This window comes from Sphingosinicella humi (genome assembly GCF_003129465.1).
Taxonomy (GTDB): domain Bacteria; phylum Pseudomonadota; class Alphaproteobacteria; order Sphingomonadales; family Sphingomonadaceae; genus Allosphingosinicella; species Allosphingosinicella humi.
Genome location: NZ_QFFF01000001.1, coordinates 723,534 through 743,755, shown reverse-complemented (window position 1 = coordinate 743,755; position 20,222 = coordinate 723,534). Strand labels below are relative to the sequence as shown.

The window sequence follows — 20,222 nt, the reverse complement described above, 5'->3', positions numbered from 1 at the left end:
CACATGAGCGTTTATCGCGTTAGTCTGCCGCTCCAACGAGGCCGCCTCCGAGGAGGCCGGCCACTCACTCTGTTGGAGTATCGATCCAGTGGCCACCGATGCAATGAGCGCAAGCGTGGGCGGCAAGACCTTCCTCGGTCATCCCCGCGGCCTGTTCGTCCTCTTTTTCGCCGAGATGTGGGAGCGCTTCTCCTATTACGGAATGCGCGCCATCCTCATTTTCTATCTGCTGCAGCATTGGCTGTTCTCGGAGGAAAAGGCTTACATCATCTACGGCGCCTACACGGCGCTGGTCTACATCACGCCGGTGATCGGCGGCTATCTGGCCGATCGCTACATCGGCCAGCGAAAGGCGGTGGCGTTCGGCGCGGTCCTGCTCACCATCGGCCACGGCCTGATGGCGTTCGAGGGAACGGGCGGCCAGGATTCGCCGATGATCAACGTCTTCTGGCTGGCGCTCGCCTTCATCATCATGGGCGTCGGCTTCCTGAAGGCGAACATCTCCGCCATCGTCGGCCAGCTCTACGGCCAGGGCGACGCGCGGCGCGATCCGGCCTTCACCATCTTTTACATGGGCATCAACCTCGGCGCGTTCCTCGGCTCGCTGATCGCCGGCTATCTCGGCCAGACCTATGGCTGGGCTTATGGTTTCGGTGCCGCCGGCATCGGCATGTTCCTGGGCCTCGTCGTCTTCGTCTGGGGCAAGCCGGCGCTGATGGGCCGGGGCGAGGCGCCCGATCCGGAGCGGCTGAAGCAGCGCGTGATGGGCGTGCCGTTCGAATGGATGATCTATCTCGCCGGTCTTGGCGGCGTGGTCGTCGTCTGGGGCCTCATCCAATATCAGGACGTGGTCGGCTGGCTGCTCGCCGCTTTCGGCGCGGGCGTCGTCCTCTACCTGTTGATTACAGCCGTCGCGAAGCTCGACCGCATCGACCGCGACCGCATATTCGCCGCCCTTTTCCTGATCGCGCTGCAGCCGCTCTTTTGGGCGCTATTCGAGCAGGCTGGCTCGTCGCTCAACGTCTACACGGACGAGCAGGTCAATCGGAACATCCTCGGCTGGGAAGTCCCCGCTTCGATGTTCCAGTCGATCAACGCCTTCTACATCGTCACCTTGGGGCCAGTCTTCGCCGGCCTGTGGTTGTGGCTCGCACGTCGCGGATGGGAGCCGTCGACACCCGCCAAGTTCGGGCTGGGCCTGATTCAGCTGGGCGCAGGCTTCCTCGTTCTCGTCGGGGGCGCGTTCGCGGCCGGAACCGGCAATCCGACGCCGGTGATCTTCATTTTCCTCATCTATCTCCTCCACACGACCGGCGAGCTCTGCCTGTCACCAGTGGGCCTCTCGGCGATGACGAAGCTCGCCCCGGCCCGAATGGTGGGTCTCATCATGGGAACCTGGTTCCTGGCCAGCGCGGCGGGTAATTTCATCGGCGGCCTGATCGCGCAAGCCACCGGAGGCGAGGGGGCCGCGGAGGGCGCGGCGGCCACGCCCGTGCTCGACGTCTACAGCACCATCGGTTGGGTAGGGATCGGCGTCGGCGTTGCGGTTATCGCGGTATCGCCATTCGTCCGACGCCTGATGCATGAAGATGTCGACAATGCGGATCATAGCCACGTGCTCGCGGGGCAGCGAGAGGTCGGCGAGCCGGCGGCGGCTGGGGTCCACACAGAACAAGAACTGAAGCCGGGAGAGGCACGCTACTAATGAAAATAAGATTGGTCGCGGGGCTGCTCGCTGCAGCCTCGCTCACCGGTGCCTGCGCCGGGGGGAACGCGGAGCCGGGGACCGCATCTGATGCGCCGGTCGAAAGCTACTCGCGCAATCCTTATCCATCGACCTACCGTCCCTATCCCAGCGTTCCGACGCTGATCACCAACGTCACCATCTATGACGGCGAGGGCGGGCGGATCGACAACGGTTCCATCCTCCTGGCCGACGGTGAAGTGGTGGAGCTCGGCCAGTCCATCGCTGCGCCGGACGGTGCGACCGTGATCGATGGTAACGGCAAATGGGTTACCCCCGGGATCATCGACGTCCACAGCCACCTCGGCAACTATCCATCTCCGGGGGTCGAGGCCCATTCCGACGGCAACGAAGCGACCAATCCGGTCCACCCGGACGTCTGGGCCGAACATGCCGTCTGGCCGCAGGATCCCGGCTTTTCGCGAGCGCTTGCCAATGGCGGCGTGACCAGCCTGCAGATTCTGCCGGGCTCCGCGGACCTCTTCGGCGGCCGGTCGGTGACGCTCAAGAACGTGCCGGCGCGCACCATGCAGGGGATGAAGTTTCCCGGCGCGCCCTACGGCCTCAAGATGGCCTGCGGCGAAAACCCCAAGCGTGTCTACGGCAACCGCAACCAGATGCCGGGCAGCCGCATGGGCAATGTCGCGCTCAATCGCGCGACCTGGGCGAAGGCGGTCGAATATGACCGCAAGTGGGACAAATATGAGAAGGACGGCGGCGATCCGCCCGAGCGCAATATCGGCATGGACACGCTCCGCGGCGTGCTCGACGGCGAGATCGACGTCCACAATCACTGCTATCGGGCGGACGAGATGGCCGTCGTCATCGATATGGCCAAGGAGTTCGGCTACACCGTCTCCACCTTCCACCACGCCGTCGAGAGCTACAAGATCGCCGACCTGCTGCGCGAGAACGGCATCTGCTCGGCGATGTGGGCCGACTGGTGGGGCTTCAAGATGGAAGCCTATGACGGCATCGAAGCGAATATTCCGATGGTCCACAATGCGGGCGCCTGCACCATCGTCCATTCCGATGATGCCAACGGCATCCAGCGTCTGAACCAGGAAGCCGCCAAGGCGCTCGCCGCCGGCCGCGCGGTCGGGATCAATATCCCGGACGAGGTCGCCTGGACCTGGCTCAGCTACAACCCGGCCAAGGCTATCGGCGTGGACGAGATGACCGGCAGTCTGAAGCCCGGCAAGATGGCCGACGTCGTGCTGTGGAACGGCGATCCGTTCAGCGTCTACACTCGGCCCGAGAGGGTCTGGATCGACGGTGCGCTGCTCTACGATGCGCTCGATCCGAAGCGTCGCCCGGTCAGCGACTTTGAGCTGGGCCAGCCCGGCCAGGGAGACGTGAAATGAGGCTGAGCAGGATGAGAACTCCCCGTTCGTGCCGAGCGAAATCGAGGCACGCCGGCACCGTCGGGAGTGGGTGCGCCCCTCGACTTCGCTCGGGACGAACGGCGTTGCTGCTTGGCATAGCCGCTCTGGTATCCGCCCCCGCCATTGCCCAGACGGTGGCGATCACCGGCGGCACCGTCGCGCTCGGCGACGGCTCGGCGCCGATCGAAGGGGGCACCGTCGTCATCGAGAATGGCCGGATCGCCGCGGCCGGCGCCAATGTCGCCGTGCCGGCCGGCGCCACCGTCGTCGACGCCACCGGCAAATGGGTGACGCCCGGCCTCGTCGCGGGTTTCTCGCGCGTCGGTCTCGTCGAGGTTGATGCGGTCGATGCAACCAACGACACGCAAGCGAACGGATCGCCCTTCAGCGCCGCCATCGATGTCGAGCCGGCGATCAATCCGCGGGCGTCCGCGATCGCCGTCAGCCGGGCCGCCGGCGTCACCCGGGCGGTCGTCGCTCCGGTGACGGCGCGCAGCATCTTCGCCGGGCAGGGCGCGGTTATCGACCTTGGCGCCGACATGCAGCCGATCACGCGCGCCCGCGCCTTCCAGTTCGTCGAGTTCGGCGAACAGGGCGCGCGCGAGGCGGGCGGCAGCCGTCCGGCGGCCTATACCCTGTTCCGCAATGCCCTTCGGGAAGCGCGCGACCTCGGCCGTGACATTCGCGGCACGAGCCGCGAACGCGGCCTTGCAACGGGCGAGCCCGTGCAGCCGCAGGAACTGCCGCTTGAGGAGATTCCGGAAAATCCGCTCCTCTCCTCCGCACTCGAGCGGCCGGAAGACGTGCTGCTTACCCGCTTCGACGCGGCCGCGCTGGTGCCGGTGCTCCAGGGCCGCCAGCTTCTGCTCGTCCATGTCGAGCGGGCCAGCGACATACTGAGAACGCTGGAGCTTAAGCGGGAATTCCCCAATCTCCGCCTCGTGCTCGTCGGCGCCGCCGAAGGATGGACGGTGGCGGACAGGATCGCGGCGGCGGGCGTTCCCGTCATTGCCAACGCGCTCACCGACCTTCCCGCCAGCTTCGAGCAACTCGCCGCCACCCAGTCCAACATCGGCCGCATGGTCGATGCCGGAGTCGAGGTGGCGATCGGCATGTTGGGTGAGGACGAGGCGCGGCAAGTGCGGCTCTCGACCCAGAATGCGGGCAACCTCGTCGCTCTCAACGACGTGCCGGGGGCAAGCGGCCTGACGTGGGGCGAGGCTCTGGCGGCGATCAGCTCCGCGCCCGCCAAGGCGCTCGGCCTCGGCAGCGAGATCGGATCGCTCCAGCCCGGCCGCCGGGCGGACGTCGTTATCTGGAACGACGACCCGCTCGAGCTGTCGAGCGGGGTCGAGGCGGTCTGGATCGACGGGGTACCGCAGCCGCTCGAGACCCGCCAGACGCTGCTTCGCGACCGCTATCTGGAGATCGATCGCGGCGCCCTACCGGAGGCCTACGACCACTAAGATCATGCTGCCGGGCGGGCCCCGGCAGCCGCGCAAGAAGGGGAGGGGCGGGTGATGGTCCTTAGGAAGACGGGCATCGTTGCGGGCGCCATCGCCTGTCTGGCGACATCCTTGCCGGCGATGGCTCAAGCCTCGGGCACGCCCGCGCCCCAACCCATCACGGAACGGGTGAATGGGCAAGCCCAGCTGATGGACGGTTTCGCCGCCCACTGGATTGTCCTCGCGGCCATCGCATTGGGGGTGGTCGTCCTGGTCGTGTCCGACGGTGGCGAGGACCCGGTCAGCCCCTGACACCCGCCAGTCGGTGGGATCCGGCTGCAGGCTTTGCCTACTCGCGTTTCTTGTTCAACAAAAATGACTGCTGGCCGTTCTCCAGGCCATGCATCTTGAGCGTGTAGATGCGGGCGAGCCTTTCATGCTCCCGCCTTTCTTCGGCCGTCGGCGCTGAGCGTGCCTCCCGCAGTTCGAAGGTCACCAGCCAGGCATAGCGTTCAATATCGGTTTCCATGGCCTTTCCTTCGGCCGTCACCGCGCACAATACCAGAGTGCGGACCGATCGTCTCCGGGCGGCCGCCGTCGCGGCTCGCTTACGGGCCGAGGCGGTGTATTATAAGGCTAAGTAGCCTGACTCAGTCGGCCGCTTCCGGGCCGGCCTGGAGCAGCCGGTCTTCCCGGGTCAGCGGCTCCGCCTCGTCGAAGCCGCTCCGCCGGGTGACGGTCGCGGTCGCGGCGACGTCCATCGCGACGTTGCCGAGCGTGCGGAAGATGTCCGGGATGGTCTCGACCGCGATCAGAAGCGCGAGCGGCGCGATGGGAACGCCCATGGCGAAGCAGATGGGCGCGATCGACGTGATGAAGCTCGCCTGCCCCGGCACGCCGGCCGCGCCCATGGTCGTGATCGCCGCCGCCGCCACGCCCGCGGCGATCTGGGCGGGACCGAGCGACATGCCGAACCAGTGGGCGATGTAGATGACGACGGCGAGGTTCATCGCCGGCCCGGTGAAGCGGAAGATGGCGACGGCGAGCGGCAGCACCACGCCCGATGCCCGGACCGGAATGTCGAGCTTTTCGGCGCCGCGCAGCATCGCCGGCAGCGAGGCGAGCGAGGACTGCGTGCTGAGCGCCACCGCATGGCTGGGGCCGGTCGCTCGGATGAAGCGGCCGAAGCCGACGCGTCCGCCGATCGCGCCCAGCGGGAAGGCGAGCAGCCAGATGACGACGCCCACGGCGGAGATAATCAGCACATAGTGGAGCAGCGCCCCGAAAGCGGATCCCCCGGCCTTCGCCCCCACCACATAGGCGAGCGCGAGCACCCCGATCGGCCCGACCCACAAGATCCAGCCGATCATCACCAGCATCACGTCGGATACGGCGCGGAAGAAGACGGTCAGCGTCTCACGCGGCTCGACGGGAAGGCGCGTCATGGCGAAGGCAAAGACCACGGTGAACAGGATCAGCGGCAGGATGGCGTCGTTGGCGGCGGCGGTGACGGGATTGGTCGGCAGGAGCGAGAGCAGGAAGTCGCCGAAGGTCGGCACCTGGCCGACCGCTTCCGTCCCGGCGAGGGCGGAGCGAAGCGCCGTCGCGGCCTCGCTCGGCAGCGGCCAGAGATCGAGGAACAGGGGCGTCAAGATCATCGCCAGGATCGACGAGGTCCACAGCAGGACGATGAACAGGACGAAGGCCCGCCCCGCCAGCCGCGAGGCCCGCGCCGCCTCGGCGCTGGCGGCGATGCCCGTGATCAGCAACGAGACGACCAGCGGCACGATCGTCATTTGCAGGGCGTTGAGCCACAGGCCCCCGATCGGCTGCACGATCGAGATGGCGCGCGAAACCCAGGCGCCGCCGCTCGCCGCGCTGATGAGGCCCAGCAACAGGCCGGCGACCAGCGCCAGCAGGATACGGGTCGGCTGAGATAGTCTCAAATTCGTCGCCCTCCGGCTTGCATGGCGCTATGGTCCTCGCGCATGCCGATCTCGTAACGAGCAAGGCAATAAGGGACCAGCCTTAGATGACACGTAAATTCTTCGGCACCGACGGAATCAGGGGCCGGACCAACACGATGCCGATGACGGCGCAGATGGCGCTGCGCGTGGGGCAGGCGGCCGGTGCGCATTTCGTCCGCGGCGATCACCGGCACCGGGTGGTGATCGGCAAGGATACGCGCCTCTCCGGCTATATGATGGAATCGGCGCTCGTCGCGGGCTTCACCAGCGTCGGCATGGACGTGGTGATGGTCGGGCCGATGCCGACGCCGGCGGTGGCGATGCTGGCGCGGTCGATGCGGGCGGACCTTGGCGTCATGATCTCCGCCAGCCACAATCCGTACGAGGACAACGGCATCAAGCTGTTCGGCCCGGATGGCTACAAACTGTCCGACGCCGACGAAGCCGCGATCGAGGCCCTCATCGAATGCCAGCCCAAGCTGGTCGCCTCGCCCGACATCGGCCGGGCACGGCGTATCGAAGACGCGCGCGGCCGCTATATCCATGCGGCGAAGATGACCTTTCCGGAGCATCTCCGGCTCGATGGCCTCAAAGTGGTGGTCGATTGCGCCAATGGCGCCGCCTATGAAGTCGCGCCCTCGGCCTTTTGGGAACTCGGCGCCGACGTGACGGCAATCGGTGTCTCGCCGGACGGGCTCAACATCAACGACGGCTGCGGCTCGACCGCCACCGCGCTTCTTCAGCGCACCGTCACCGAGGTGGGCGCCCATATCGGCATCGCCCTCGACGGCGATGCCGACCGGCTGATCGTGGTCGACGAGAAGGGCCGCATCGTCGACGGCGACCAGTTGATGGCGCTGATCGCCTCCTCCTGGCGGCGTCAGGGCAAGCTGCGCGGCAACGGCGTCGTCGCCACGGTGATGTCCAATCTCGGCCTGGAGCGTTTCCTGGAGAGCGAAGGCCTGACTTTGGAGCGGACCAAGGTGGGCGACCGCTACGTGCTGGAAGCGATGCGCGCGGGCGGCTTCAATGTCGGCGGCGAGCAATCGGGGCACATCATCCTTTCCGATTATGCGACGACGGGCGACGGTCTGGTCGCGGCGCTGCAGGTGCTGGCCGAGCTGGTGGTGAGCGGGCGTCCGGCCAGCGAGCTGCTGCGGCTGTTCGATCCCTTGCCCCAGCTTCTCAAGAATGTGCGCTTCGACGGTGGCGCCGCGCCGCTCGAGGCCGGCCATGTGCAGGCGGCCATCGCCAGCGCCGAGGCGCGACTCTCGGGCACGGGTCGGCTCGTCATCCGCAAATCGGGCACCGAACCCCTCATCCGTGTCATGGCCGAAGGCGAGGACGAGGCTCTGGTCGCCGAGGTCGTCGACCAGATTTGCGAGGCGGTGAAGGCGGCGGCGTGATGATGGTCTTCGTCTCCGTTCGTGCCGGCGGGATCGCTTCGCTGAGCGTGCAATGACTACAACCCCCCGCATCCTCATCATCGCCGGCTCCGATTCCGGCGGCGGTGCCGGCATCCAGGCAGACATCAAGACGGTGACGATGCTCGGCGGCCACGCCATGACCGCCATCACCGCCCTCACGGCCCAGAACACGCTCGGCGTGCAGGACGTCATGCTGGTGCCGGCGGACATGGTCGTGGCGCAGATGGACTCGGTGGTGAGCGACATCGGCGTCGATGCCGTCAAGATCGGTATGATCGGCTCGGCCGAAACCGCGCATCGGGTGGCGGATCGCCTGGAGCCGCTTTCCGTGCCGATCGTGTTCGATCCGGTGATGGTGGCCACCAGCGGTGCGGTGCTGGCCGACGAGGCGACGATCACCGCCTTCCAGCGGCTGATGCAGCTGGCGTCGGTCGTGACGCCCAACATCCCCGAGCTGGAGGCCCTCGGCGGTGAAGCGGCGGTCCTCCGCCACGGCTGCCACCTGCTCGCCAAGGGCGGCCATGCCGAGGGGTGGGAGATCGTCGACCGGCTTTTGTCCCCGGGCGGTGGAAAGCGCGAGTTGCGCGGCAAACGGTTCGACACCGACGAGACGCACGGCACGGGCTGTACCCTGGCCAGCGCGCTCGCCTGCGGCCTGGGCGCCGGCCTCCCGATCCACAAGGCGTTCGAACAGGCCGTCCGCTTTGTGCGAATCGCGATCTTGGAAGCGCCCGGACTAGGCCAGGGGCACGGCCCGTTGGGGCAGCAGTTCGTGACCGATTTTCAGTGGGAGGATCCGGAGTGAGCGCTGGCGTCCGGCCTTATCCACAGGAAAGGAAAAGCGGATTCCAGCTTTCGCTGGAACGGCGGACCCTCCGGGCATAGGCTTGGGGCGATGCCGCGTCCCTGCTTCAAGATCGAACGGGAATTCCCCGAGCCGCTCGCCGGCGTGGACGAGGCGGGATGCGCGCCGCTGGCGGGGCCTGTAGTCGCTGCCGCCGTGGTGCTGGATCGCACGCGTTTCCCACGCGGCATCGATGATTCCAAGGCGCTGCCTCCCGCCACGCGCGAGGCGATCTACCTCAAGCTGCGCGAGACGGCGCGGATCGGCGTCGGCATCGCCTCGGTCGAGGAGATCGACTCGCTCAACATCTATTGGGCGCGGATGTTGGCGATGGCGAGGGCCGTGGAAGCGCTGGGCTTCGATCCCGCCTGGGTGCTCGTCGACGGTAATGCCTGTCCGCGCTGGGAGCGGCCGTCCAAGGCGATCGTCGGCGGCGACGCCCGCTGCCGCTCGATCGCCGCGGCCTCGATCGTCGCCAAGGTGACCCGCGACCGCCTGATGGCCGACTATGCGCGGGAGCATCCCGGCTATGGATGGGAAAGCAACAAAGGTTATGGCACGCCCCAGCATCAGCGCGCGCTCGCCGAACTCGGGCCGACCCCGCTTCACCGCCGGAGCTTCGCGCCGGTGCGGCAGCTTCTCCTCGCCTTGTGAGTCTTTCCCGCCACACCACTCCATATTGAGTCCGGGCTCCGCGCTCGCGCACCAGATGTAGCGGAGACTCCTTTCGTTCCCGCAACATGTTGGAAAATATTAGCATCGCGGCCCAAGTCATTGTACTTGACCCGGGACTCCCCGTGACTCAGCATGGCTCTCTTTTACGAACCAGCCGGGGGCGGACACGATGCGAATGGAGACGGTGGGAACGGGCGCGCGGCGCTCGAAAGCGGCGCCTGCGCCGGATCTCCCGCTCGACCGCATCATCGAGGACGATTGCATCCGCGCCATGGCGGCGTTGCCGGACGCCTCGGTCGACATGATCTTCGCCGATCCGCCCTACAATCTTCAGCTCGGCGGCGACCTGTTCCGGCCGGAAGGCGGCCGCGTCGACGCGGTCGACGACGATTGGGACAAGTTCGACACCTTCGAGGCCTATGACCGTTTCACCCGCGCCTGGCTGGAAGAGGCGCGACGCATACTGAAGCCGGACGGCACGCTCTGGGTGATCGGCAGCTACCACAACATCTTCCGCTGCGGCGCCGCGCTCCAGGATCTTGGCTACTGGATCCTGAACGACATCGTCTGGCGCAAGTCGAACCCGATGCCGAACTTCCGCGGCACCCGCTTCACCAACGCGCATGAGACGCTCATCTGGGCGTCGCGCTCGGAGGACAGCCGCTACACCTTCAACTACCGGACGATGAAGGCGCTGAACGACGACCTGCAGATGCGCTCCGACTGGGTGCTGCCCATCTGCTCGGGCGGCGAGCGGGTGAAGACGGATGGGGTGAAGGCCCACCCGACCCAGAAGCCGGAGGCGCTGCTTTACCGCGTGTTGCTGGCCTGCACCAATCCGGGCGACGTCGTGCTCGATCCCTTCTTCGGCACGGGCACGACGGGCGCCGTTGCGCGCCGGCTGGGGCGTCACTGGATCGGCATCGAGCGCGAGAAGAAATATGTGAAGGTCGCCCGCGAGCGCATCGCCTCGACCCTGGCGCTCGACGAAAGCGCCATGCGCACGATGGTCTCCAAGAAGAGCCAGCCGCGCGTCCCCTTCGGCGCGCTGGTCGAGACCGGCATGGTCGAGCCGGGCGCCATCCTCACCGATTCCAAGCGCCGCTGGCAGGCGAAGGTCGGCGCCGACGCCTCGGTCGCGCTCGACGGCAAGCAGGGTTCGATCCACCAGATCGGCGCCGCCGCCCAGGGCGCGCCCTCCTGCAACGGCTGGACCTTCTGGCATGTGGCGCAGGGCGACAAGCTCGTCTGCCTCGACGATCTGAGGCAGAAATATATCGCGGCGCTGGACTAGGGATTAAGGAGAGGCCTTCCTCAAGAAGGCTTCGTTCCGATGCGCGAGCGCCCTAGAAGATCAGCACCAGAATGATGATCAGAAGGATAAGGCCGCCAAGGCTGATGCCGATTCTCATCTCGTCTCTCCCGACCGCTCGAACGTGGCGGCTTGAAGGAACAACCGTCTCGCCTTGCTCCGGTTCCGGAACGAGCCGGTCTATGCCAAGGGAGCGGGCATGACACGCGTCTATCTTCGTCCCACGGCTTTCGTGGATGCCCCCTTCGGCTATGACGGACGGGTGGCTCGGCTGGCCGGCGGCATGAGCTGGTTTTCCGCGGTCGAGATCGACACGCTGGACGGCAATCACCGCGTCTCGACCGAGCTGGTGCCGGTCGAGCGGATGGGCGACGTGCTGGAGCGGCTGGACCACGCGGCCCGGACCGCCTGGATCAATCTCACCACCGCCCGGCAGCCGCTCACCCTGGGCGAACGCCTGATTCCGCTCGACCAGCCCCGCGTGATGGGCATCGTCAACGCGACCCCCGATAGCTTCTCCGATGGCGACCGGTACGACGGCGATCCCGACGCCGCGGCGGAAACGGGCTTTGCCATGACCGCGGCTGGGGCGGCCATGATTGACGTGGGCGGGGAATCCACCCGGCCGGGCGCGAAGCCGGTCTGGGAAGGCGACGAGATCGCCCGCGTTCTGCCGGTGGTGCAGAAGCTGGCAGCCTCCGGCGCGGCGGTGTCGATCGACACGCGCAAGGCCGCCGTGATGGAGGCGGCGCTGGGCGCGGGGGCGAGGATCGTCAACGACGTGTCGGCGCTCGGCTGGGAGGAGCGATCCGCCGCTGTCGTCGCCGTGGCGAAATGCCCGGTCGTGCTGCTGCATCATCTGGGGACCCCCGAGACGATGCAGCAGGCGCCCCATTATGAAAAGCCGGTGCTGTTCGCCGTCTATGACTGGCTCGAAGAGCGGATCGAAGTCGCGGTGGCGGCGGGGATCGCGCGCGAGCGGATCATCCTCGATCCCGGCATCGGCTTCGGCAAGATGGTCCAGCATAATCTGGAGCTGATGAACGGCCTAGCGCTGCTCCACGGGCTCGGCTGTCCGGTCCTGCTGGGCGCCAGCCGAAAGCGCACCATCGGCGCCCTGGCGAACGAGGCGCCGGCCGACCAGCGGCTCGGCGGATCGCTGACCTTGGCATTGAAGGGAGCCGAGCAGGGCGCGCAGATCCTCCGCGTCCACGACGTGCCGGAAACCGTCCAGGCGTTGAAGGTCTGGCGCGGCCTTCGCGACGCGGCGCTGACGCCGCCTCGCTACAGCGAATAGCCGCCGTCGGTGACGAGGCAGGTGCCGGTCATGTAGGCCGCCCGATCCGAGAGGAGGAAGGCGATCTGCTCGGCGATCTCCTCCGGCTTGGCATAGCGCCCCATCGGCGTTGCGATCTTCGCCATGGCTTCGAAAGCCGCCGCCTCGCTTCCCATGTCCATCACCATGTCGGCGAAGAAGGGAACACGGCTCCAGATCGGCGTCTCGACGCCACCCGGTGCGATCGCATTGACGCGGATGCCGTCCGGCGCCCCTTCCTTGGCGGCGATCCGGGCGAGGTGGATGACGGCGGCCTTGGAGGCGCCATAGGCGGCGGTGCCGGGCTCGGCCTTCACGCCGGCGACCGAAGCGGTGAGGACGATCGATCCGCCGCCCGACTTCATCGCGCGCATGGCCGCCCTCAGGCTCAGGAAGGCGCCGTCGAGATTGGTCGACATGACGCGCCGCCACTCCTCGAACTCCAGTGCCTCGATCGGCTTGCCCGCGGCCGTGCCGGCGTTGACGAGGGCGTGGGTGAGGCCGGTGAGATCTGCGTCGTTCCACAGCGCTTCGTCGGCGACGTCGCCGATGAGCAGCGCGCGTTCGCAGGGGAGCGAGAAGGCGAAGTCGGAGAGCGCCTCCTCGTCCCGGTCGGCGAGGATCAGCTTCTTGGCGCCGCGCTTGGCGAGCAGGGTCGCGGTCGCCGCGCCGATGCCGGAGGCGGCACCGGTAACGAGGATGCGGCCGCCGGAGAAATCGTCGGTCATGCGCCGAGCCTTATCAGGCGGCGTCGCCGATCCCAAGCTCGCCGAGCTTGCGGTAGAGGGTGGACCGGCCGATGCCGAGGCGTCGGGCGACTTCGGTCATGCGGCCGCGATAATGGCCGATGGCGAGGCGGATGACGTCGGCCTCGATCGCCTCCAGGCTCCTGAGGTTGCCGTCGGACTCGTAAAGGGTGATGCCCGGCCCGTTGGAAAGCGCGGCGCTGTTGGAGGCGCCGCTGAGGCGCGGGGCGTGATAATCGTCGGCGCGCTTGCTGAAGGTCGATTCCTGGGCGATGTGCGGGAAGTCGGCCGCGGTCAGCGCATTGCCGTCGCACAGTACGGCGGCGCGGAAGAGGGCATTTTGAAGCTGGCGGACGTTGCCCGGCCAGCCATAGGCCATCAGCACCGCCAGCGCGTCGTCGGTGATGCTGAGATAGCGCATGCCGGGCTGCTCGGCGATGCGGGCGAGCAGGTGGCGGGCGAGCGCCGGAATGTCGCTGGCACGCTGGCGGAGCGGCGGCACCGCGCAGTGGACGACGTTGAGCCGATAGTAGAGATCCTCGCGGAAACTGCCCTTGGCCACCTCTTCGGCGAGACGGCGGTTGGTGGCGGCGATGATGCGGACGTCCACCGTTTGGATGGCGCGGCCGCCGACGCGTTGAATCTCGCCCGTCTCGAGCGCGCGGAGCAGCTTGACCTGAGTGTCCAGCGGCAGCTCGCCGACTTCGTCGAGGAAGAGGGTGGTGCCGTCGGCGTCCTCGAATCGGCCGATGTGCCGGTCGAAGGCGCCGGTGAAGGCGCCCTTCTCATGGCCGAACAGGACCGATTCGACGAGGTTGGCGGGGATGGCGCCGCAATTGACGGTGACCATCGGCTTCTTGCCGCGAGGGCTTGCCGTGTGAATCGCCTGGGCGAGCACTTCCTTGCCCGATCCGCTCTCGCCCTCGATGAGCACCGAGACGCGCGCCCGGGCGGCCTTGGCGGCGATGGCGAGGGCGGCGCGGAATTCGGGCGCGGAGCCGACGATCTCGTCGAAATTGAGCGGCTGCGCGATCTTCTCGGACAGCGGGCGGAGCTCGCTGCGGGACTTGCGGCGGTCGGTGGCGGCGTTGAGCGCGGCGAGCAGCCGGTCGGGCGTAATCGGCTTCACCAGGAAGTCGTGGGCGCCGGCGCGCATCGCCTCGACCGCGAGCGCGACCGATGTCTGGGCGGTGAGGACGAGGAGCGGCAGATCGGGACGGACACCGCGGATCTGCTGGATGATCTCGCTGCCGGCCTCGCCCGCCATCCAATGGTCGAGCAGGATCGCGTTGACGTCCTGCCCTTCCTCGCTGCGGAGCAGTTTCTGCGCCGCCTCGACGTCGGGCGCCCCCATCACCCACCAGCCGGCGCGCGCGCCGATCGCAGTGACGAGGCGGCGCTGGGCGGGCTCGTCGTCGATCAGCAGCAGGCAGCGGGTCGAATCCGGCCGGAGACTTGGGCTTGCGGTCATGCCGGCTGCTTTAGGGCGATCGGGTAAAGGTCCGCTTAAAGGCAGCGAGAATGCCAACGCGACACCCCAAGGAACTTTGGGCTTGGGTCATCGTGCCGGCGTTGATAAGGGTTGGCCCGGAACCTGGATAAAAGAGGACCCAAATGGCAGGCGAAGGTGACGTGCAGACCGACATGAAGCCGCATGAGAAGAGCTACGCTCTCTTTTCGGGCGTGATGAAATGGGGCGCCGTCGCCACCTTCATTGTCGCGGCGATCGTCGTCCTGCTCATCGCCAGCTGACGAAGGGCCGCGGGGGGTGAAGATCGCGGTTCTCAAGGAAACGGCCGACGGCGAGCGCCGGGTCGCCGCCACCCCCGAAACCATCAAGAAGTTCATCGCGCTGGGCGCCGATGTCGCCGTCGAGGCGGGGGCGGGTGTCCTGGCCTCCGTGGACGACGAGGCGATGAAGGGAGCCGGCGCCACGGTCTCGAGCCGCGCGGACGTGCTCAAGGATGCCGACGCGGTGTTGGCCGTGCAGGGGCCGCCGCCGGGCGATCTTGGCGCGGCGAAGCCCGGCGCGCTGGTCGTCGCCGCCCTCAATCCTTTCGGCGAGCGGCAGCGGGTGGACGCCTATGCGGCGGCGGGTGTCGAAGCGCTGGCGATGGAGTTCATGCCGCGCATCACCCGCGCCCAGTCGATGGACATATTGTCGAGCCAGGCGAACCTCGCCGGCTACAAGGCGGTGCTCGACGCCGCCTCCGAATATGGCCGCGCGTTTCCGATGATGATGACGGCGGCGGGCACGATCTCGGCCGCGCGCGTCTTCATCATGGGCGTCGGCGTCGCCGGCCTTCAGGCGATCGCGACCGCGCGTCGGCTGGGCGCGGTCGTCTCCGCAACCGACGTCCGCGCCGCGACCAAGGAACAGATCGAAAGCCTCGGTGCCAAGGCCATCTTCGTCGAGAGCGTGGCCGGCATCGAAGGCGAGGGCGCCGGCGGCTACGCCACCGAAATGTCCGACGAGTATAAGAAGGCGCAGGCCGAGCTCGTCTCCGGCCATATCGCCAAGCAGGACATCGTCATCACCACCGCCCTCATCCCGGGCCGACCCGCGCCGCGACTGATATCGGACGCGCAGCTCGCGACGATGAAGCCGGGCAGCGTCATCGTCGACCTAGCCGTCGAGCAGGGCGGCAATGTCGAGGGGGCCGTGGCGGGCGAGATCGTGGAGCGCCACGGCGTTCGCGTCGTCGGCCACCGCAACGTACCGTCCCGCCTCGCCGCCGACACCTCCGCCCTCTACGCCCGCAACCTCTACAATTTCCTCAGCGCCTTCTGGGACGCGGAAGCAAAGAGAGTCGTGCTGCCGGACGACGACGAGATCGTCCAAGGCGTGCGGCTGACCAAGGATGGCAAGGTGGTTAGCGAAAGGCTGCTAGCCAGCTGAACGGAGACGAGCGAATGGACTTCATTTCGATCCTGTCGATCTTCGTGCTGGCCTGCTTCGTCGGCTACTATGTCGTCTGGTCGGTGACGCCGGCGCTGCATACGCCGCTGATGGCCGTCACCAACGCGATCTCCTCCGTGATCATCGTCGGCGCGCTGATCGCGGCGGCGACGGCGGGAGTGCCGCAGGCGAAGTGGATCGGGCTCGTCGCCGTGGCGCTGGCGAGCGTCAACATCTTCGGCGGCTTCGCGGTCACCGAGCGGATGCTGGCCATGTACAAGAAGAAGGAGCGCAAGGGGTGAGCTTTCTTCACGTCATGCCAGCGCAGGCTGGCATCCATAGTGAGTCAGCATGGACCCCAGCCTTCGCTCGGGTGACGGGGGAATAACCGATGCATGAAGTTGCCGACGTTCCGGTCTGGGTGCCGCTTGCCTATCTGATCGCCGGCGTCTGCTTCATCCTCGCGCTGAGGGGCCTGTCCTCGCCCGAGAGCAGCCGGCGGGGCAACCGGTTCGGCATGATCGGCATGGCGATCGCCGTCGTCACCACGCTCGTCACGCACGAGATCGGCAGCCTGGTCGAAATCCTGATCGCCATCGCGATCGGCGGGGCGATCGGCTTCATCATCGCCAGGCGCATCGCGATGACGGCGATGCCGCAGCTGGTGGCGGCGTTTCACAGCCTAGTCGGCATGGCCGCGGTGCTGGTCGGAGCGGCGGCCTTCCTCAACCCCGACGCCTTCGGCATCCTCGGGCCGGACGGCGAAATATTGGATGTCAGCCGCGTCGAGATGGGCCTCGGCGTCGCGATCGGCGCGATCACCTTCTCCGGCTCGGTGATCGCCTTCCTCAAATTGAACGGCAACATGTCGGGCAAGCCGATCATCCTGCCGCTGCGGCATGTGATCAATCTCGGAACGCTTGCCGTCATCCTCGGCCTCATCGGCTATTTCACCACCGACCAGTCGGCCTGGGTGTTCTGGACGGTGACGGCGCTGAGCTTCCTCATCGGCTTCCTGCTGATCATCCCGATCGGCGGCGCCGACATGCCGGTCGTGGTCTCGATGCTGAACAGCTATTCGGGCTGGGCGGCGGCGGCGATGGGCTTCACCCTGCAGAACACGGCGATGATCATCACCGGCGCCCTTGTCGGCAGCTCGGGCGCGATCCTCTCCTACATCATGTGCCGGGCGATGAACCGAAGCTTCATTTCCGTGATCTCGGGCGGCTTCGGCGGCGAGACGGCGATCGCGGGCCCGGCAGGAGCCAGCGACCGGCCTTGGAAGCGGGGCTCGGCCGAGGACGCCGCTTTCCTGATGAAGCAGGCCGAGCAGGTCATCATCGTCCCCGGCTACGGCATGGCGGTGGCGCAGGCCCAGCATGCCCTTCGCGAGATGGCGGACATGCTGAAGGAGGAGGGGGTGACGGTAAAATACGCCATCCATCCCGTCGCCGGCCGCATGCCGGGACATATGAACGTGCTGCTCGCCGAGGCGAGCGTGCCCTATGACGAGGTGTTCGAGCTGGAGGACATCAATTCGGAGTTCGCCCGCTCCGACGTCGCCTTCGTGATCGGCGCCAACGACGTTACCAACCCCTCCGCCAAGACCGACAAATCCTCTCCCATCTACGGCATGCCCGTGCTCGACGTGGAGAAGGCGAAGACGGTGCTCTTCGTCAAACGCTCGATGGGCGGCGCCGGCTATGCCGGGGTGGAGAACGAACTGTTCTTTCGCGACAACACCATGATGCTTTTGGCCGACGCCAAGAAGATGGTGGAAGACATAGTGAAGTCGCTCGGCTAGGAGCGACTCATCCCCTCGGCAGCGGCCGCGGGGCTAGCAAAAGTCTATTTCGAGTAGGTCGGGCGCCGCGAGGGTTGCGTCCGGCGCGGGAGTGCAGGTGCGCAAGCTGGGTATCATTGGCGGCATGAGCTGGGTCTCGACCGCGCTTTATTATGACGCGATCAATAAGGGCGTGAGCCGGCGGGTTGGCGGGCTCGCCTCGGCGCCGCTGCTGATCGAGAATCACGACTTCGCGCCCATCGCGGCGCTTCAGAGCGCGGGCGAGTGGGATGCGCTCGGCGACATGATGGCTGCCTCGGCCAAACGCCTGGAGGGTGCGGGCGCAGAGGGGCTGATCATCGCCAGCAACACGATGCACAAGGTGCACGACCGGATCGAGGCGGAGGTCGAGGTCCCGATCCTCCACATCGGAGACGTGACGGCTCAAAAGCTGTTGGCCGACGGTGTGAAGCGGGCAGGCCTCATCGGCACCCGCTTCACCATGTCCGAGCCTTTCTACCGCGAGCGGATCGAGGCGCACGGCATCGCCGTTTCCGTCCCGGACGCGGGGACGGCACGCGAGATCGACCGAATCATCTTCGAGGAGCTGACCCGCGGCGTCGTCAGCCGGATCTCGCAGCGGACTTTGAAGACCTGTCTCACCATCATGAGCCAGGCCCATCAGCAGGGCGTGATACTGGGTTGCACCGAGTTGGTGATGCTGGTCGATCCCAAGGCCAACGTGCTGCCCGTCTACGACACGACCGCGCTCCACAGCCAGGCGGCGGTCGACTGGATATTGGCGGGCGAGGGCGGTGCGGCCTGAAGACCGGCGAGCACAGCCACGGCGGAGGTAATTGACTCCGAAACGGACCTGATTGTTGGCCGGCCGGCCGCCGGGCCTGTGCCCCACTTTCAATCTCATCAGTGGGATAGGCGGACAGACCGCACCGATATGGAGGAGTTCGGCCCACCAGCTCCTCCGCATCGGCTATAGATCGGAGGCGGAACGAGGGTGATGGTCATGCCGCCGAACATCGCGCATGATGCGCTGGAGATGATCGAATATCGGGATATGCCGGCGCTGCTCGTCCTCGCCGACAGCGACGCGGCGGGCGAGCGGGCGCGTCGATCGGCGGAGCGGGCCGGCTGCCGCGTGGCCGCCGTGACCCCTGTCGACCAGGCCTTGGAGCGCCTCGAGCGGCAGGCGGCCCTCGACGCCGTTTTCCTGGATGTGGAGCGGGATCATGGTGCGACGCTCGATCGGTTGCTGGAGAGGCTCGAAGCGGCGGCGCGAGCCGAGCGGTTTGGGAGCGTCATCTCCGCGCCCGTCGAACTGATCGATCCGATCGCGACAAGGGCCTCGCATGCGGCCGTCCACCATCTGTGCGACCCTAGCGAACCGGAGCGCGTGGCGGCGATCGCGGCGGCAACGGCGCCGCGGCCGCCGCGTCTCCACGATGTGCGGCGGGCGCAGGGCCTGGGCCTTCAGCGCCTCAGCGAAGAGGTCGGCCGCATCGCCGACCGTCTCGCCAGCCTGTCCGAGCAAGCGGCGGCGGCCGAGATGCTCGTGCGCTCCACGACGGCGGAAGGGGAGGAGGAGATCACGGTCGACCGGATCCGCGCGATCATCCGGGCGCGGCGGTTGCGCGATCAATATTTCCATTCAGACCTGTTCGCCGATCCCGCCTGGGACATGCTGCTCGATCTGTTCGCGGCGCGGCTTGCGCAGGAACGGGTGGCGGTCTCCAGCCTGTGCATCGCTGCGGCGGTGCCGCCGACGACGGCGCTTCGCTGGATCAAGGGCCTTTGCGAGCACGGGCTGTTCGAGCGCTCGGCCGATCCTGAGGACGGCCGCCGCGTCTTCATCGGCCTGTCGGACGAGGCGGCCGCAGCGATGGAGGCCTATCTCAAGGCGGCGCTGCGAATCTCGCCGCTTCCGGTCTAGCCCGCTATCGGACTTCGTCGTCGCGCCCGCTGTTGGCGCTGAGGAAGACGAGCGCCATCAGGCCGCCGCCGAGCAGCACCGTAAAGCCGACGCCGAGCACCGTCGCGATGATCATGTGCCAAGGCATCGCCACCCCGGTCAGTGCCAGATAGACGAGGGCGCCGACGATCGCGAGGAAGGCCGCGACCCCGGTCCATAGCATCAGGCGGCGGAAGGAGGCGGCAGGATCGGTGTGCGGTTGAAGGTTAGGAGTCACGCGCTTTTCCTCGCAAGTCAGGCAGTGGCCGTCGCCCCGGGCGGCAGGCGGAAAAAGAGGCCGAGCTTCAGGCTCTCGGCGATGTTGGCGGCCTTGGCCTGCAGCGCCGCGGCGGCCGGAGCGGGCATAAGCTCCTCCGTCACCTCGCTCCAGATCGCGAGCCACCGGTCGAACATGGCCGGGGTGATCGCTGCGACGTGCCGGCGATGGGCCGTCATCGGGCTGCCTTTGTAGCGGCCGCTGGTCAGCATCACAGCCGACCAGAAGCGGGTCAGCCGATCGAGATGCTCATCCCAATCCTCGACCGCGGCGTTGAAGAGCGGGCCGATCTGATCGTCGCGCCGAACGCGCGCATAGAAGGTGTCGACCAGCTCGGCGAGCCGGCCTTCGTCGAGGCCGAACGGCCCCGGGATCGGGGAAGTCATCGAACGCGCATCCATCTATAGTCAACAGATAGGGGGCCGGCTAAAAGATGT

21 protein-coding genes are annotated in these 20,222 nt (G+C 67.1%); 15 read left to right on the top strand and 6 right to left on the bottom strand.

The features are described 5' to 3' along the window. Positions 1-88: 88 nt before the first annotated feature. From DF286_RS03750 to DF286_RS03735, 4 genes are all read left to right on the top strand, one after another. Complete coding sequence (locus DF286_RS03750; protein WP_424141236.1) at positions 89-1,705, top strand: peptide MFS transporter; 1,617 nt, start codon at positions 89-91, stop codon at positions 1,703-1,705. Beyond that, the gene (locus DF286_RS03745; protein ID WP_109270217.1) at positions 1,705-3,108 is read left to right on the top strand and encodes an amidohydrolase; all 1,404 of its coding nucleotides are present in this window, start codon (positions 1,705-1,707) and stop codon (positions 3,106-3,108) included. Before DF286_RS03750 ends, DF286_RS03745 begins: the two co-directional genes overlap by 1 nt. Positions 3,109-3,212: 104 nt before the next feature. Further along, positions 3,213-4,595 carry an amidohydrolase family protein gene (locus DF286_RS03740; RefSeq protein WP_243444705.1) on the top strand — a complete coding sequence of 461 codons (1,383 nt, stop codon included), beginning with the start codon at positions 3,213-3,215 and terminating at the stop codon, positions 4,593-4,595. A 54-nt stretch (positions 4,596-4,649) separates the two neighbouring features. Next, positions 4,650-4,886 (top strand): hypothetical protein, encoded by a 237-nt coding sequence (locus DF286_RS03735; RefSeq protein ID WP_109270215.1) that lies wholly within the window; start codon positions 4,650-4,652, stop codon positions 4,884-4,886. Positions 4,887-4,923: 37 nt separating this feature from the next. On the opposite strand, the gene DF286_RS03730 is transcribed toward DF286_RS03735, so the two are convergent. Together DF286_RS03730 and DF286_RS03725 are read right to left on the bottom strand one after the other, a co-directional pair. Then, entirely contained in the window at positions 4,924-5,103 is a 180-nt protein-coding gene (locus DF286_RS03730) for a hypothetical protein (protein WP_109270214.1), read from the bottom strand. Between the two features lie 121 nt (positions 5,104-5,224). Further along, positions 5,225-6,520: a dicarboxylate/amino acid:cation symporter gene (locus tag DF286_RS03725; RefSeq protein ID WP_243444704.1), complete on the bottom strand. Its 1,296-nt coding sequence runs from the start codon at positions 6,518-6,520 to the stop codon at positions 5,225-5,227. 86 nt (positions 6,521-6,606) lie between these two features. On the opposite strand from DF286_RS03725, the gene glmM reads away from it, so the two are divergent. The 5 genes from glmM (at position 6,607) to folP (ending at position 12,096) form a co-directional block, all read left to right on the top strand. Further along, the gene (gene glmM, locus DF286_RS03720) at positions 6,607-7,947 is read left to right on the top strand and encodes a phosphoglucosamine mutase (protein ID WP_109270213.1); all 1,341 of its coding nucleotides are present in this window, start codon (positions 6,607-6,609) and stop codon (positions 7,945-7,947) included. A gap of 52 nt (positions 7,948-7,999) precedes the next feature. Next, complete coding sequence (thiD, locus tag DF286_RS03715; protein WP_109270212.1) at positions 8,000-8,773, top strand: bifunctional hydroxymethylpyrimidine kinase/phosphomethylpyrimidine kinase; 774 nt, start codon at positions 8,000-8,002, stop codon at positions 8,771-8,773. 90 nt (positions 8,774-8,863) lie between these two features. Beyond that, positions 8,864-9,466 carry a ribonuclease HII gene (locus DF286_RS03710; protein ID WP_109270211.1) on the top strand — a complete coding sequence of 201 codons (603 nt, stop codon included), beginning with the start codon at positions 8,864-8,866 and terminating at the stop codon, positions 9,464-9,466. Positions 9,467-9,656: 190 nt separating this feature from the next. Next, a complete protein-coding gene (locus DF286_RS03705; RefSeq protein WP_424141235.1) occupies positions 9,657-10,781 on the top strand; it encodes a site-specific DNA-methyltransferase in 1,125 nt (374 codons plus the stop codon). A gap of 217 nt (positions 10,782-10,998) precedes the next feature. After that, complete coding sequence (folP, locus tag DF286_RS03700) at positions 10,999-12,096, top strand: dihydropteroate synthase (RefSeq protein WP_109271985.1); 1,098 nt, start codon at positions 10,999-11,001, stop codon at positions 12,094-12,096. Here folP and DF286_RS03695 read toward each other — a convergent pair. Further along, positions 12,084-12,842, bottom strand: a complete 759-nt coding sequence (locus DF286_RS03695; protein ID WP_109270209.1) for an SDR family NAD(P)-dependent oxidoreductase — start codon at positions 12,840-12,842, stop codon at positions 12,084-12,086. The genes folP and DF286_RS03695 overlap by 13 nt on opposite strands. Before the next feature lie 13 nt (positions 12,843-12,855). Further along, entirely contained in the window at positions 12,856-14,331 is a 1,476-nt protein-coding gene (locus tag DF286_RS03690; protein WP_109270208.1) for a sigma-54-dependent transcriptional regulator, read from the bottom strand. A gap of 143 nt (positions 14,332-14,474) precedes the next feature. Between DF286_RS03690 and DF286_RS03685 the strand changes: the two genes are divergently transcribed. From DF286_RS03685 to DF286_RS03660, 6 genes are all read left to right on the top strand, one after another. Next, positions 14,475-14,612 (top strand): aa3-type cytochrome c oxidase subunit IV, encoded by a 138-nt coding sequence (locus tag DF286_RS03685; RefSeq protein WP_243444703.1) that lies wholly within the window; start codon positions 14,475-14,477, stop codon positions 14,610-14,612. A gap of 16 nt (positions 14,613-14,628) precedes the next feature. After that, positions 14,629-15,759: a Re/Si-specific NAD(P)(+) transhydrogenase subunit alpha gene (locus tag DF286_RS03680; protein WP_109270207.1), complete on the top strand. Its 1,131-nt coding sequence runs from the start codon at positions 14,629-14,631 to the stop codon at positions 15,757-15,759. A gap of 14 nt (positions 15,760-15,773) precedes the next feature. After that, a complete protein-coding gene (locus tag DF286_RS03675; protein WP_109270206.1) occupies positions 15,774-16,061 on the top strand; it encodes an NAD(P) transhydrogenase subunit alpha part 2 in 288 nt (95 codons plus the stop codon). Between the two features lie 89 nt (positions 16,062-16,150). Then, on the top strand, positions 16,151-17,563 hold the full coding sequence (locus DF286_RS03670; protein ID WP_109270205.1) for an NAD(P)(+) transhydrogenase (Re/Si-specific) subunit beta: 1,413 nt from the start codon (positions 16,151-16,153) through the stop codon (positions 17,561-17,563). Positions 17,564-17,660: 97 nt separating this feature from the next. Further along, complete coding sequence (locus DF286_RS03665; protein WP_109270204.1) at positions 17,661-18,368, top strand: aspartate/glutamate racemase family protein; 708 nt, start codon at positions 17,661-17,663, stop codon at positions 18,366-18,368. Positions 18,369-18,566: 198 nt separating this feature from the next. Next, the gene (locus tag DF286_RS03660; protein WP_243444702.1) at positions 18,567-19,490 is read left to right on the top strand and encodes a winged helix DNA-binding protein; all 924 of its coding nucleotides are present in this window, start codon (positions 18,567-18,569) and stop codon (positions 19,488-19,490) included. A gap of 4 nt (positions 19,491-19,494) precedes the next feature. Here DF286_RS03660 and DF286_RS03655 read toward each other — a convergent pair whose 3' ends face one another. After that, on the bottom strand, positions 19,495-19,746 hold the full coding sequence (locus tag DF286_RS03655; RefSeq protein ID WP_109270203.1) for a hypothetical protein: 252 nt from the start codon (positions 19,744-19,746) through the stop codon (positions 19,495-19,497). Between the two features lie 17 nt (positions 19,747-19,763). Then, complete coding sequence (locus tag DF286_RS03650) at positions 19,764-20,171, bottom strand: group III truncated hemoglobin (RefSeq protein ID WP_109270202.1); 408 nt, start codon at positions 20,169-20,171, stop codon at positions 19,764-19,766. Positions 20,172-20,222: the final 51 nt, after the last annotated feature.

Bases quoted from the DNA above. Each gene is read 5' to 3' on its own strand.
- DF286_RS03685 (WP_243444703.1), top strand. From the start codon at position 14,475: ATGGCAGGCGAAGGTGACGTGCAGACCGACATGAAGCCGCATGAGAAG.
- DF286_RS03710 (WP_109270211.1), top strand. From the start codon at position 8,864: ATGCCGCGTCCCTGCTTCAAGATCGAACGGGAATTCCCCGAGCCGCTC.
- DF286_RS03650 (WP_109270202.1), bottom strand. From the start codon at position 20,171: ATGACTTCCCCGATCCCGGGGCCGTTCGGCCTCGACGAAGGCCGGCTC.
- DF286_RS03675 (WP_109270206.1), top strand. From the start codon at position 15,774: ATGGACTTCATTTCGATCCTGTCGATCTTCGTGCTGGCCTGCTTCGTC.
- DF286_RS03690 (WP_109270208.1), bottom strand. From the start codon at position 14,331: ATGACCGCAAGCCCAAGTCTCCGGCCGGATTCGACCCGCTGCCTGCTG.
- DF286_RS03695 (WP_109270209.1), bottom strand. From the start codon at position 12,842: ATGACCGACGATTTCTCCGGCGGCCGCATCCTCGTTACCGGTGCCGCC.
- DF286_RS03670 (WP_109270205.1), top strand. From the start codon at position 16,151: ATGCATGAAGTTGCCGACGTTCCGGTCTGGGTGCCGCTTGCCTATCTG.
- DF286_RS03705 (WP_424141235.1), top strand. From the start codon at position 9,657: ATGCGAATGGAGACGGTGGGAACGGGCGCGCGGCGCTCGAAAGCGGCG.
- folP (WP_109271985.1), top strand. From the start codon at position 10,999: ATGACACGCGTCTATCTTCGTCCCACGGCTTTCGTGGATGCCCCCTTC.
- DF286_RS03660 (WP_243444702.1), top strand. From the start codon at position 18,567: ATGCCGCCGAACATCGCGCATGATGCGCTGGAGATGATCGAATATCGG.
- glmM (WP_109270213.1), top strand. From the start codon at position 6,607: ATGACACGTAAATTCTTCGGCACCGACGGAATCAGGGGCCGGACCAAC.
- DF286_RS03735 (WP_109270215.1), top strand. From the start codon at position 4,650: ATGGTCCTTAGGAAGACGGGCATCGTTGCGGGCGCCATCGCCTGTCTG.
- DF286_RS03745 (WP_109270217.1), top strand. From the start codon at position 1,705: ATGAAAATAAGATTGGTCGCGGGGCTGCTCGCTGCAGCCTCGCTCACC.
- DF286_RS03730 (WP_109270214.1), bottom strand. From the start codon at position 5,103: ATGGAAACCGATATTGAACGCTATGCCTGGCTGGTGACCTTCGAACTG.
- thiD (WP_109270212.1), top strand. From the start codon at position 8,000: ATGACTACAACCCCCCGCATCCTCATCATCGCCGGCTCCGATTCCGGC.